The sequence below is a fragment of the Dethiosulfatibacter aminovorans DSM 17477 genome, from assembly GCF_900142005.1.
GTDB lineage: Bacteria > Bacillota > Clostridia > Tissierellales > Dethiosulfatibacteraceae > Dethiosulfatibacter > Dethiosulfatibacter aminovorans.
Genome location: NZ_FQZL01000017.1, coordinates 22639 through 36526 on the forward strand (window position 1 = coordinate 22639; position 13888 = coordinate 36526).

Genomic DNA, 13888 nt, shown 5'->3' on the forward strand with positions numbered 1-13888 from the left:
TGCGATATGAATCAAAGATTTATAGACAGGGTTGATGAACTGGACTTCTTAAAAAGCGAATATGAAAATGATGGTTCTTCTTTTGTAGTTATATATGGGAGAAGGAGAATAGGAAAGACATCATTGATCAGGGAGTTTCTGAGTAATAGGAAAGGGTTGTATTTCCTTGCTACTGAGGAAGGAGAAAGACAAAATATTGATGCTTTCAAATCCATGGTTGCAGAGTATACCGGCAACAGGTTTCTAATGAGAGGCAGTGATTTTTCTTGGGAGGATGTATTTCTGGCATTCAGAGACTACAAGAGGGATGAGAGGAAGATTCTGGTTATTGATGAGTTTCAGTATTTGGGCAAGTCCAATAAGTCATTTCCTTCGGTATTTCAAAAAATATGGGATATTCATTTGGCAGATGAAAACATTATGGTTATCCTGTGTGGGTCTCTAATAAATATGATGGAAAGTCAGGTTTTATCATATTCATCACCCTTGTATGGAAGAAGAACGGGTCAGATCAAGCTTAAGCAGATTTCATTCAAGGATTATGGAGGCTTTTTTCAGAAACGGTCAAGAAAAGAACTAATAGAGTTATATTCCGTAACAGGCGGTGTTCCTAAATATATTGAGCTTCTGAGGAATGAAGAGACGGTTGAGGCTGCGATAGAGAACAAGATACTAAAAAAATTGAGCTTTCTATATGAGGAACCTTATTTTTTGCTGGAGAAAGAGGTCAGGGATATAGGAACGTATTTTTCAATTATCAGGACTATCGCTTCCGGTAACCACAAGCTTGGAAAAATTGCTTCCGCCATGGGAACGAATCAAACCAGTATAACCAGATATCTGAAGGTGCTTATGGATCTTGACTTGATTGCAAGAATTGTACCTGTGACGGAAGTGAATCCGGATAAAAGTAAAAGTGGCTTGTATTTCTTGTGCGATAATTTTATAGAGTTCTGGTTCAAATTTATTTATCCATATAGAAGCCAGATTGAAATGGGAGATTTTGACTATGTGACCGAAAGGATTCGTGAAGGCTTTGTTCAGAATCATGTATCATACGTTTATGAGGATGTTTGCAGACAATCCTTATGGGAACTCAGTAGGGAAAACAGACTACCCTTCAAGATTATCAGAAACGGCAAGTGGTGGAATCGAACTGAGGAAATAGATATTGTTGCATTAAACGACCAAACTTGTGACTTGATGGCGGGAGAATGTAAATTTACAAACAATAAAGTTGATGTGGATGTTTTTTATAGACTCGTAGATAAGACTGGTATGATAGATTGGAAAAGGGAAGGTAGAAAAGTATGGTATGTAGTATTTTCCATTTCAGGATTTACAGACAGGTTACTGGAACTGGCTGAGGAAAGGGAGGATTTGATGCTTTTGAATTGAACTACCTCCTAGGAGGCGGAGGTAGTTCAAAGCTGCTATTTCTCCAGTTTTTCAAGCAGTTCTTTTCTAAGATCTTCAAATCCCGGCTTGCCAAGAAGGGCAAACATGTTCTTCTTGTATGCTTCAACTCCCGGTTGATTAAATGGATTGACGCCTAGAAGGTATCCGCTGATTCCGCATGCTTTTTCAAAGAAGTAGATCAACTTCCCAAAATTGAATGCATCGAGAGCCTCCATTGTAAGAACAAGGTTGGGGGTACCTCCGTCAACATGAGCCAGCAATGTACCTTGGAATGCTTTTTCATTTACGAAATTAAAACCTTTACCGGCAAGGTAATTCAATCCGTCAAGATTCACTTCAGCTTCTTCGATGATCACGTCGGCTTCAGGATTCTTGACCATGATTACTGTTTCAAAGATGTTGCGGCGTCCTTCCTGAATATACTGTCCCATGGAGTGAAGGTCTGTCGAGTTGTGGACAGCTGCCGGGAAAATTCCTTTGTTGTCTTTTCCTTCCGACTCGCCGTAAAGTTGTTTCCACCATTCTGCAACAAAAAACATTTGAGGTTCGTAGTCTACAAGAATCTCCGTTGTTTTTCCCTTGTTGTAAAGGGCATTACGAACAGCGGCATATTGATAACAAATGTTTTCGTTGATGTCGTCATTGGCATATTCAAGGCGTCCTGCTTCTGCACCGGCCATCAATTGGTCGATGTCAATTCCTGCAGCCGCAATGGGAAGCAATCCGACAGGCGTCAATACTGAAAAACGTCCGCCTACATTGTCAGGAATAATAAAAGTTTCATAGCCTTCCGAATCAGAGAGTTCGCGAAGCGCTCCTCTCGCCTTGTCTGTCGTAGCAAAAATTCTTGACTTTGCTTCTTCCTTGCCATATTTCTCTTCCACCAGTTTTTTAAGCACCCTGAAGGTGATTCCGGGTTCGGTTGTTGTACCTGACTTAGAAATGACATTCAGGCATATATCTTTTCCTTCAAGGAATTTCACCAATTGGCTTAAGTAAGTTCCGCTGATCGTATGACCTGCGAACAATACCTGGGGCCCTTTTCTTTCTTCCGGAGATTGCATATTGAAAAACGGACTTGTCAGTGCTTCAATAGCAGCTTTCGCACCGAGGTAAGAACCGCCAATTCCGATGATAACCAACACGTCTGCTTTTTCCTGAATTGATTTCGCTGCAGCTTTTATGCGTGCAAACTCTTCTTTATCATATGTTTGAGGCAAATCCATCCAACCGAGAAAATCATTTCCCAGGCCAGATTCTTCATGAAGCATTTCATGGGCCACCTTAACCATATTCTCTAAACCTTTTAATTCATGATTGTGAATGCCACTATTGGAATAATCAAATGTCAAATTCATATAATCCCCCTTAGAATTGTTTAGTGCAATATTTTTATAAGTATATTATAACATTCAGGGAATAATGAAACAAGAATATGGTTTTAGGCATTGTACTCACTCCTATACGGTCATCCCATAATTTGAATTGCTTACGGGTTGTCTTGGAATTCTACTTTGAATAAAATATCCGGATTGCAACAGTTGCCGCTTCTGCCCGGTTCAGTGTGTTGTCGCCTTTGAACTCGCCGTCGGTGTAACCGGTCAATATGCCCAAACTGTATGCCTTCAGGACATAATCCTTGTAATAGCTGGGAATGGTATCAAAGTCCTTGATTATATATTTGTAGTATTCTTCGTTTTCAACTTGCATCGTTCCTTGGGGGTCTATCGCCCTTACCGCTATTTTGGCCATCTCGTTTCTTGTTATGCCCAGGTCGAGAATAGACTCTGGAAACTCGTTGGAATCCAGAAGGTTCAGCTCTTGGCTTTTTGCCATTCTCACATAGTTCATGGACCAGTGCTCGCCGGTGGCGTTTTCAAGGCTATAGCCCATGCCTCCGACAATGAGCTTGATAAACTCTCCGCGTTTCATTGTTAGAGAAGGTCCGAAACTGCCGTCGGGATAACCGCTGATACCTCCGAGTGTTATGAGCTCGGAGACGGATTCATAGAACCAGTCCGTAGGCGTCATGTCGTAAAATTCCGATTTCTCTTTGGCAGGCACCATGGCGTCCCCTATAGGCTCGAAGATATATCCTTTGGCACTGGCAAGGGCTTCTGCTTTCGAACCTGTATTCCCGTAGATTGTGAGGTTTGCTGCAGCCGTTCGGTTGTTTAAAAAGACATCTTGGTCAAGGGTCAAAACGCTTCCGGGAATTCTTGCGCTTGTCAGGGGACTGTAACCGAAGGCACCTTTTCCAATGCTTGTAACGCTGTTGGGAATTGTTATGTCGGTCAATTCGTTTGAGTAAAATGCATACTCGGCAATATTTTCGACACTGCTGCCTAGGGTCAGGCTGACAAGGCGGTTGTAGTAGAAGGCGTGGTGTTCAATTGTAGTGACTCCGTTTCCTATGGCAGCATTGGCAAGAACCACATTTCCGGAAAATGCGTAGGCCCTTATGATTTCAACGCTGTCGGGTATTACGACTCCGGTTATGTGTTTCTGGTAAAATGCATATTCTCCTATGCTTGTGACAGTCTTGCCTCCTATGGATGAAGGTATGGTGACGGAAACCTGTTCCTGACCGGTATATTCGGTGATTTCAATTCCCTGTCCATCGCCTGCAGCTTCGTAGTTATAGTTTTGTTCAATTGTTTCATCAGGTATGATTGGTTCAACAGGTTCAATAGGTTCAACAGGTTCGATCGGCACATCGGGTTCAATAGGTAAAGTAGGATCAACCGGCTCGACTGGTTCGACTGGTTCAATCGGTTCAAGGGGATCGACTGTTTCGCTGATTGGAACAAAAGCATAACCCTTGTTTATAGCCAGCGTCTCGGCGGAGGAGCCGGATTCTCCGTATATTGTCAGTCCTTCAGGATTGCCGTCGAATGCAGTGTCAAATATTGAGAATGTACTTGTATGAAAGGTCACTGAAGTCAGACTGTTGTCCTTGAATGCTGAACCGCCTATGCTGGTTACGCTGTCAGGGATTGAAACTTCAGTCAACATATTGTTCTTGAAGGAATGCTCTCCGATGTCGGTGACACCGTCTTCGATTGTCAGGCTGGTAAGTTTGTTGGACTGGAATGCAAAGCTTCCTATCGTGTCGACATTGCCGGGGATTGTTAGGCTTTCCAGCTCATTGTTTGAAAATGCACCGTAGCCTATGGTTTTGACACTACTGCCCAGTGACAGGCTGCTGATACTGTTGCCGTTGTATGCATATTTGCCTATGCTTGTTATATTGTCGGGTATGGCAACATCTGTAAGGCCGCCATACTCAAAGGTTCTCTCTCCGATGCTTGTTACGGGAAGAGTTGCTATTTTATCTGGAATTACAATGGATTCCGATGAACCGGAATAGTCTGTGATTTCGACAGACGTATCCTCTTCTATAAGCTGATATCCGCAGTAGTTGTACCCCTTATTGTTGGCATAGGTCTCTCCTGCTGATTCCTGGCCGAAGAAGGTCATGTTGTCGGGGTTGCCGTTAAAGGCATTAAGTGAAATTCCTCCAATATCTGCATGCCAAACTACTGATGTCAGTTTGTTGTTATAAAATGCATAGTCATTGATGGACAATATATTGGTGGGTATTGTGAAGTTGGTCAAGAGATTGTTTTCAAATACGCTGGTATTGATATAGGTGATATTGCTTGATATATATATGCCGGTCAACTTGTTGTCTTTGAATGCACCGCGGCCTAAAAAAGTCACGCTGTCCGGTATGGTGATACTCTCAAGTTCATTGTTTGAAAATGCAAAATTATATATTTTATTTATACCGTAGGGTATCACAACGCTTGTCAGATTTTCGTTAGAGAATGCATAATCATCAATGCGGGTGACCTTTTTATCCTTCTTGAATATCAGGCCCGTGCTGATTTTGCTGGGTATTACGATATCGCCTCCCGACCCTGTGTAGCCGGTTATTTCTATTTCCGTATCGTCGTTGAACAATTCGTATTCAAAATCACCGTAGCTATCGGCCTCAGCTTCATTCATTGGAATAGCCGCTAAAATTATGAGAATTATTACAACTGTCAGCAAAATTCTTTTCATTTTACTTGTTTCCATTTGTTTTCCCTCCTCTCAATTCAATTATACTACTTTATGAAATCAAAATAAAACCTTTGAATGAAACCGCCCAGCATCCATTTTCTTAATATATGTGTCAAGCCAGCAGAGTGAAAGCAAATATGATAATTCTTGAACGGATCATCATTATACAATAACATACACAAATCAATACAATATTTTCAACAAATAATCAAACCCGCCAGATTTTAACTTCTATGAAGTCTAAAGTCTTGGCGGGTTTGATTTTACTGTATGTTTTTTGCAGTGTTGTTTCCGGAATCTTTACATGACGTCCTTCTTGTCAATAGTATTTGTGAAGAAGTCTTCTTTCTCCTTAACGACCATTTTGCTAAGGAATATGAGACCTATCAGGTTTGGTATTGCCATAAGTCCATTGGCGGTGTCTGCCAGTGCCCAAACAAACTCCAGACCTCCGACTGAACCGATTACTATGAATACAATCCAGAGCACTCTGATTGGAATGATACTCTTTGTTCCGAACAGGTATTCGCCGGCTCTTTCACAGTAGTAGTTTGCTGAAATGAGACAGCTGTATCCGAAGAGCATTGCTGAAATGACAACTATGTATCCTCCGAAGTCTCCTGGCAGTGCAGTTGCAAAAGCCCTCATTGTCAAAGCTGCACCAGATACTCCTGTTGTCCATTCGCCTGAAACTATTATTGCAAGACCTGTAATTGTACAGATGAGCATGGTGTCTACAAATACCTCTGCAACACCCCAGAGTCCCTGTCTTGAAGGATGATCTGTAATAGCACTACTGTGTATTATTGGGGAACTACCCATTCCTGCTTCATTTGAGAACATTCCTCTTGCTGTTCCTATTGTCATCATCCTTGCAACAGTTGCACCTGCAAATCCTCCTGTAGCTGCGGCAGGCTTGAATGCATATGTGAAGATTGTTGCGAATGCAGAAGGTATCTCAGAGATGTTTATTACGATTATTGCAAGACCTGCAACAAGGTAGATTCCACCCATGAACGGTGTAAGAAATTCACATACCTCTCCGATTCTCTTTATACCGCCGAGTACAACAATTCCTGTAATAACAGCCAGGAATATACCTGTATAGAGAGGATTTATCCCCCATTGCTCTTGTACTGACAATGCAATAGTATTGGTATCGACTATGGCTCCGATGATGAAATAGGTTGCTATTACCATTAAGCTGAAGAAGATTCCCATCCATTTCTGTTTCAATCCATTTGTCAGGTAATACATTGCTCCACCTGCGAAGCTGCCGTCTTTTCTCTTTTCGCGATACTTTATACCCAGAGTTATTTCCGAGAATTTTGTAGCCATGCCGAAAAATGCCGACACCCACATCCAGAAGATTGCTCCTGGTCCTCCAATGGCTATTGCAGTTGCAACTCCGGCTATATTTCCCGTACCGACAACTGCTGCAATTGCAGTAAGACCTGCCTGGCCCGGACTGATTTCACCCTCTCCTTCGACTTTCTTGTGAAACATCTTTCCTAGAGTTTCCTTCATTATTGCCTTGAAATATCTTACCTGCAAGAATTTCAGTCTGATTGAAAGATATATACCGGTTCCTATCAAAAGAAGTATCATGTATGGTCCCCATACGAGACCATTAATCGTATCATTAATGTTATTTATTAGATCCATAAACTACCTCCGATTTTGATTTGTATGATTCCTGAATTTCTCTATTTCTTCAATCTTTAGATTTTTAGCCTGCATACACCATTTTGACCAGCTCCTTTCATTTTCTTTATAGTAAGTGCAATAATGATACCAATATTGCATTTTATGCTGAATTTCATGAAAGGCTGTTTTTGCAATTGCTGCACAAATAAAAAAACTTCTGCAGATTATTAAAATCTGAGAAGTTTTTTTCACATGTGCAATTTATTTCACAGTCATGTGGGTAATAAATTGCACTACTTCAAGCTGTATTCGCTTATTTTATTGAATAGCTGCCTCCTGCTGATGCCCAGTTGTCTTGCACTTTCGGATACATTGTATTCGCAGATTTCCAGCACCTTTTTGATATAATTGGATTCGGCTTCCTTCCTGATTTCCCTTAGGGGGACAATTTCTTTGTCCAGCTTGCTGACATCTTTGTTGTTGTCGCTTGATGTCTCCAAAAGGTCTGAAAGTCTCAGGATTCCATCTTCAGTCAGGACGACCAGCCTTTCCGTCATGTTTTTGAGTTCCCTGATATTTCCCGGGAAATCATATTGATTTAAATGATTGATAATTGCTTCATCGATATCGATTATATCCTTATCAAGTTCCAGACTGTATTTCCTGACAAAATAGTAGAACAGGCTTTGGATGTCCTCTCTTCTTTTTCTCAAGGGAGGAACATTTATCGTTATTGTGCTTAATCTGTAGTAAAGGTCGTCCCGGAAAGTCCCGTTTTCTATTTCTTCCGTCAGGTTTTTGTTGGTCGCGGTAATCAATCTGAAATCTATATCGATGACCTTGTTGCTGCCTATGCGTTCGATTTTCTTGCTCTCAATTGCCTTCAGGAGCTTTGACTGTGCACTGAATGAAATGTTGCCGATTTCATCTAGAAACAGAACTCCCTTGTCGGCCAGTTCAAACCTTCCTATTCTTCTGTCAACGGCACCAGTGAAAGCCCCTTTTTCATGGCCGAAGAACTCGGATTCGAACAGGGTGTCTGAAAAGCCGTGGCAGTTTACATCGACAAATGTCAAATCCTTTCTGTCGCTGTTCTTGTGGATGTATTTTGCTATGACTTCCTTGCCGACACCTGATTCACCAAGAATCAGAATGTTGGAATTGCTCTGTGCAGCCTTCTTTGCGATTTGAAGGGTTTTTCTATACGTCCTGCTTTTCGTTTCGAGATAGAAATCTGAAATGATGCCAAGATTTTTTGTTGTTTTGCTTTCCTTTTCAAGGTCCTTTAGTTGTATTACCTTTCTGACTTCGCTCAACAGTTCGTCAGGATTGTGGGACTTGATGAAATATGAGAAGGCTCCTTCCTTCATTGCATGGACAGCGTTCTCGATAGATCCGTATCCGGTAATGATTATTACTTCAATCTTGTTGTTTAGATATTTTATTCTGCGCAGCAGTTCGATGCCATCCATGCCGTCCATTATCAAGTCGGTCAGCACAAGGTCATATTCGGTATTTTGTATCTTCTCCAGGGCGTTTTCTCCCGAATCTGCCGTGTCAACGGCAAAGCCGCTTTCTTCAAGTATCAATTTCAGAACATCTCTGTATTCCATCTGGTCGTCTACAACCAGAATGCTAAATTCTTTAATCATAGGCCCTCCCTCAAACCGCAGATAATGCCGGAAGCTCCAGTGTAAATGTAGTTCCAACATTGACTTCGCTTTCAACTTTTATATTGCCGCCGTTTTTTTCTATTTCATTATATACTATATACAAGCCCAAGCCTGTTCCTTTGCCTTTAAGTTTTTTTGTATAGAAAGGGTTGAATATGGAATTGATGGATTCCTTGTCTATTCCAATTCCTGTATCTATGCATTTGAATACTAATCCGTCGTCGCATTTTTCGGCACTTAAAGTCAATGTTCCTCCCTCAGGCATTGCATCGCTGGCATTGCCGATAAGGTTGATGATTATGTGCTTGAAGGATTCTCTGTTGATCACAATGTTCAAATCATCGCTGCATATGACTTTGCAGTCGATATTGTTCTTTTCGAAAAAGCTTCTTTCCAGGTTTACAATATCTTCAATGAACTCCTGTATGTTCGTATCTTCGTTCTTGTCTCCGAAGATTCTTGAAAAGTTCAACAGGTTGTCTATTATGCTGCTGGTTCTTTCTACGGAATCTTCAATTACATCAAGGGCTTTTCTGGTCACTTCATCATTCTTGCTGACCTTTTTTTCGATGAGGTAGGCATAGTTTCTTATTAGTCCAAGGGGATTTCTTATTTCATGAGCAACACCGGATGCAAGCTGACCTATGGCAGCCATTTTTGAAGAATGGAGCATCTGGTTTTCCATTATCCGTTCTTTTGTGATGTCCTCGACCATCATAATAACCCTGTTCAGTTCAAGGCTGTTCTTCTTGAATGGGAAAGTCTTCACATTGTAAATACGCCCTTTTATATTGGCTTCCTTGATGAGGCCTTCCTTTCTTATCAGAGTTTCTTTGATAATGCTTTTAATTTTGTCGGATATTTCAGTATCAAAGAATTCATAAAGCTTTCTGCCTGATATTGTATCATTGTCCAGATTTATATAATCCATAAAGGCTGCATTTACATCCATTATCTCTCCGTCATTGTCCAATACGAAAATATATTCGGTAATGCTGTCGAAGGTGATTCGGAGCTTTTCCCTGCTGACTGTCAGTTCTTCCGTTCTCAAGTCAACCTGGTACTTGAGGGATCGGTTCCATCTATATGATATGTACATGGTAATGAAGATTATTACGAAAAAAATCATAGTCAGGAGTATTATGATTTCACTTATGCTTTCTTTCTTTAAGTCGCCTGATAGGCCAAACCATTTTTGCTGTATCAGCGGTATGGTCTGCTTGTTTTCAAGCCTTCGTATACCTTTATTGAGAATGCTAAGAAGAATGCTGTTTCCTTTTTTGACTGCAAGAACAACTTCTGATTCATATACTGCATTGTCAAGGGTCTTGATGTTATTGTACAGATTGTGCTTCTTGATGTAGTAGGATATATTCGGTTCATCCCCGAGGACGGCATCGGCATTTCCCTTTAGTATTTCTTTTATGGCTTCTTCGATGTTGTCCGTATATATGAAGTTGATGTCCTGAACTCTTTCCTTCAGAAATTCAACACCGTAATCGGATCGGGGTATGGCCACAGTCCTGCCTCTAAGATCCTGTATCGTTTTTATTTCTTCATTGTCACTATTTACGATCAATATGCTTTTGAGTGTATATATGGGTTCTGAGAAATCGAATATTTTTCCTCTTTCCTTTGAAGGGAACATGTCGCAGAAATCCGTTTCGCCTGCAGCCAGCTTGTTTAAAGCTTCTTCCCATACATATGACTTGGTTTTTATTTCATTTCCTATTTCCAGGGACATGGCATTTACGTAGTCTATGGTGAATCCTGTGTATTGTGATGTTTCCTCATCGACAAACATCAAAGGTGGGGAATTTTCATCTGCACCGTATATCAGCTCTCCCTTGTTTTCAAGCCAGATCTGTTCCTCCGTACTGAGGTCGTCGTTCTTCAACAGATCGGAAGTTATGAACTGTCCGAGCCTTGTCTGAAAAAGGACATTCAAAGATATGAAGAGAATAAAGACGCCGATGGCAATTAGAATTGCTTTCTTGTTATTCATATGGGCTCCTGAGATAAACGTTATCCCTACAATAATAACATATATTTTGGGGAAATGAAATCAAATGAAGCCTTTCTGTAGACTTAACAGAAAGGCTTCATTCAATTTTATGTCTTATTTAATTGTTTCGAACCTATCAATATCATATACAGCTCGTCGTTTTCAAATCTTTCCAACACATTAATGTTGGAATTTTTGAATATTGCAGACAGGCTATCTACAGACATCAGTTTGTGGTTTTCAACTTCCGTACCTGCCCGTTTGTGGATCTTGTTGATTCGCTCCCTGCCAAGGGAGTGGAAGATAACAAGCTTTCCGCCATTTTTGAGATTATTTGGTGACAGTTTTTTAACAGTACCCAGTCCGTCTTTTAAGTGTGGAAACATATTGAACAATATGATTGAATCATATTTGGATGAAGAATCTGCAGTTTCAACATCTTCATTCAGATAGGTGATATTTTCACTGCAATATTTAGACTTGGCTATTTTCAACATGTTTTTTGATGAATCAACGGCTGTTATTTGACCTGTAGATCCAATTCTTTCCTGCAGATATGGAATCAGTATGCCTGTTCCAGTTCCGACATCCAATATGTTGGAGCCTTTGTTCACAGCTGCCTTATCAAGAGCCAGGGATATCTTCTTCTTGTCAATTATATTTCTTGAATCCCAGTTGCCAGCAATTCTGTCAAAAAATGCTGCGCTCATGTTTAGGACTTCCCTAGCGGCATCAAAGACAGGGCTTCCTTGGGACATGCATTGACACAAACACCGCATCCGACACAGGAATCGTAATTCATATTGACTTTCCGATTTTCCAATGAAAACACATTTCGTTGACATTTATTGGAGCAAAGTCCGCACCCTACACATTTATCCTCATCGATGCTTACTACATATTTGACCTTAGGCCACACTGTTTCAAGACCCAGTTCTTTTGAGGCCCGCATTGGATAACAGCAGCAGGTACAACAATTGCAAATTGCATGGGATTCAATAGTATGAATAAGACCTTCTTTGTCAGCGTCATTGAGTATGACGATAGCTTCTTCCTTAGAGATTTTTCTGCCATAACCTCTTTCTATTGAAGGTGCTTTGCTTTTGCCAAGAGTAATGCAGGTATTTTTGCTGTGATTACAGTTCTCGGATGTTGATTTGCAGTCACAGGGAATTATATATATATCTTCATCTGATGACATAAGGTAGTCTATAGCTTCATTTAACGGAACTATTGAGTTTTGGTTCTTGCTTATATCGGATAGATCCAGCTTCTTCTTCCTGTCTAAAAATTCTCCAAAGTGCCATTCTGAAATTTTTTTCCTGATTTCGTCAGGAATATTCTCCCAGACTTCTCTTTGAAAAGTTGCCATTAAATTGACCCGTGTAAACAACGTACTCAACTCATATTTTACAGCATTGTCTTCAGATGTTTTGTTGATGATTGCATCCTTATACAATTTGTCTATTTTATCGAAAGCTTCATATCCCAGTTTCTTGCTTATTTCTTCAGCTGATAGCCTGTTGTTGACCAGTATATACATGACATCAAGAACATCCGGATTATAGAATGTATCGAAATATGGCGCCAGTAATGAAGGGATATTTAACGAATTCATCAATTCGACTTTTTTATTTTCTTCAATATACAACATGGTTCAGCTCCTATAGAAACAATTTTCCAACAATGGACGCCAGCACTATTGTAGCAATAACCCTCTCTATCCAAACTATTACAAGATCCTTTATTTTCACGGGTATTTCTGTTCCAAGTATGCATGGAACAGTAGCTGCAAAGAATACTATGGCAGAGACGCATATTACTCCTACGACATATTTGGTGAGCAGTGGTGAGGCTGTCACGACAAGTGATGGAATAAAGCACTCGGCTATTGACAGGGCGGCTGCCTTGCTTGCAAGTAGCGCATCTGGGATATTTAACAATTTGAAAAACGGCAGATAAATATATCCAAGAAAATCAAAGAAGTTAGTGTATTTGCTCAAGATTAATCCAACTAAGGCTAAAGACATGCCTGTAGGCAAAATATTGGCTGCCATTAACAATCCGTCTTTGAAATTTTCATAAATGCTTTTAAGCAGAGGTTCTGTATTATTTGCTGCGCTGATGCCTTCATTGACGGCATTTTTTAAGAGATTGCCTTCAAAAACTTTTTCAGGATAACCATTTCCCTTGTAATATGTTTCCGGTATGCTGCTGATAGGATAAATCCTGACTGTGATTGCAGTAACTATAAAAGTGATTATGAGAGTAGACCAAAAGTATAGATTCCATATATCCATGAGTCCTAAGGTTTTAGCAATCACTATCATGAATGTTGCGGATACTGTTGAAAATCCGGTCGCGATTATGGTCGCTTCCTTAATTGAATATTTTCCTTCCTTGAAAACCCTGTTCGTAATCAATAGACCGACAGAGTAGCTGCCTACAAATGATGCTACCGCATCCAAGGATGACTTTCCGGGGGTTTTGAATATGGGTCTCATTACCGGCTTCATGAGAACGCCAAAGAATTCCAGGAAACCATAGCCTATCAGGAAAGTAAGGAAAATTGCACCTACAGGGACTATAACTCCCACTGATACCAGCAGTACATTATAGAGGAAGGGCCCCATATCATTGGCAAAAAGCCATTCAGGACCAATCTTAAAGTAGACCATGTATGTTAAAACTGCTCCTGCAATTTTAGCAAAAGAAAAGAATATCTGAGTTTTGCTTGTGTTCCATGTTTTCTTGACAAAAGGTCTAATTGCACCATAGGTGGTAACACCAAGTATGTAAACAGGTATTGCAGGTGACAGGTAAGTCTTGATGAAGGTCACTAAATGATCAAGCGGGATGGTCTTTTTTCCGTTGATTGAAACCGAAACGAAGAACATGAAGATACCCAAGAAACTAAAAAATAAGAATTTTGCCAAACCCTTTCTTTGGTTGCTGGTTTGACGAGATAGATTTTTTTCCATAATAAATCCTCCTGTTTATATATTACTAAATGTTGTAAAATTAGTAAATCTATTGTTATAATAGGATAGCGGTGTCCCTGAAAATGTCCTTTTAC

Annotated in this window: 9 protein-coding genes; 1 reads left to right on the forward strand and 8 read right to left on the reverse strand. The window is 40.4% G+C overall.

Annotated elements, in window-relative coordinates; genetic code table 11:
* Nucleotides 1-6: 6 nt before the first annotated feature.
* A complete protein-coding gene (locus BUB05_RS11420; protein ID WP_073049747.1) occupies nt 7-1398 on the forward strand; it encodes an ATP-binding protein in 1392 nt (463 codons plus the stop codon).
* 35 nt (nt 1399-1433) lie between these two features.
* On the opposite strand, the gene BUB05_RS11425 is transcribed toward BUB05_RS11420, so the two are convergent.
* The 8 genes from BUB05_RS11425 to BUB05_RS11460 form a co-directional block, all read right to left on the reverse strand.
* Nucleotides 1434-2777, reverse strand: coding sequence for a glucose-6-phosphate isomerase (locus tag BUB05_RS11425; protein ID WP_073049748.1), 1344 nt, complete (start codon nt 2775-2777; stop codon nt 1434-1436).
* Nucleotides 2778-2928: 151 nt separating this feature from the next.
* Entirely contained in the window at nt 2929-5502 is a 2574-nt protein-coding gene (locus BUB05_RS11430; protein WP_073049749.1) for a leucine-rich repeat protein, read from the reverse strand.
* Nucleotides 5503-5787: 285 nt separating this feature from the next.
* Nucleotides 5788-7152 (reverse strand): alanine/glycine:cation symporter family protein, encoded by a 1365-nt coding sequence (locus tag BUB05_RS11435; RefSeq protein WP_073049750.1) that lies wholly within the window; start codon nt 7150-7152, stop codon nt 5788-5790.
* A 275-nt stretch (nt 7153-7427) separates the two neighbouring features.
* Nucleotides 7428-8786 carry a sigma-54-dependent transcriptional regulator gene (locus tag BUB05_RS11440; RefSeq protein ID WP_073049751.1) on the reverse strand — a complete coding sequence of 453 codons (1359 nt, stop codon included), beginning with the start codon at nt 8784-8786 and terminating at the stop codon, nt 7428-7430.
* A gap of 10 nt (nt 8787-8796) precedes the next feature.
* Nucleotides 8797-10812: a transporter substrate-binding domain-containing protein gene (locus BUB05_RS11445; RefSeq protein ID WP_073049752.1), complete on the reverse strand. Its 2016-nt coding sequence runs from the start codon at nt 10810-10812 to the stop codon at nt 8797-8799.
* Between the two features lie 107 nt (nt 10813-10919).
* A complete protein-coding gene (locus BUB05_RS11450) occupies nt 10920-11522 on the reverse strand; it encodes a class I SAM-dependent methyltransferase (RefSeq protein WP_175548557.1) in 603 nt (200 codons plus the stop codon).
* Between the two features lie 2 nt (nt 11523-11524).
* Nucleotides 11525-12466, reverse strand: coding sequence for a 4Fe-4S binding protein (locus BUB05_RS11455; protein WP_073049754.1), 942 nt, complete (start codon nt 12464-12466; stop codon nt 11525-11527).
* A 10-nt stretch (nt 12467-12476) separates the two neighbouring features.
* Nucleotides 12477-13793, reverse strand: a complete 1317-nt coding sequence (locus tag BUB05_RS11460; RefSeq protein WP_073049755.1) for a YjiH family protein — start codon at nt 13791-13793, stop codon at nt 12477-12479.
* Nucleotides 13794-13888 lie beyond the last annotated feature (95 nt).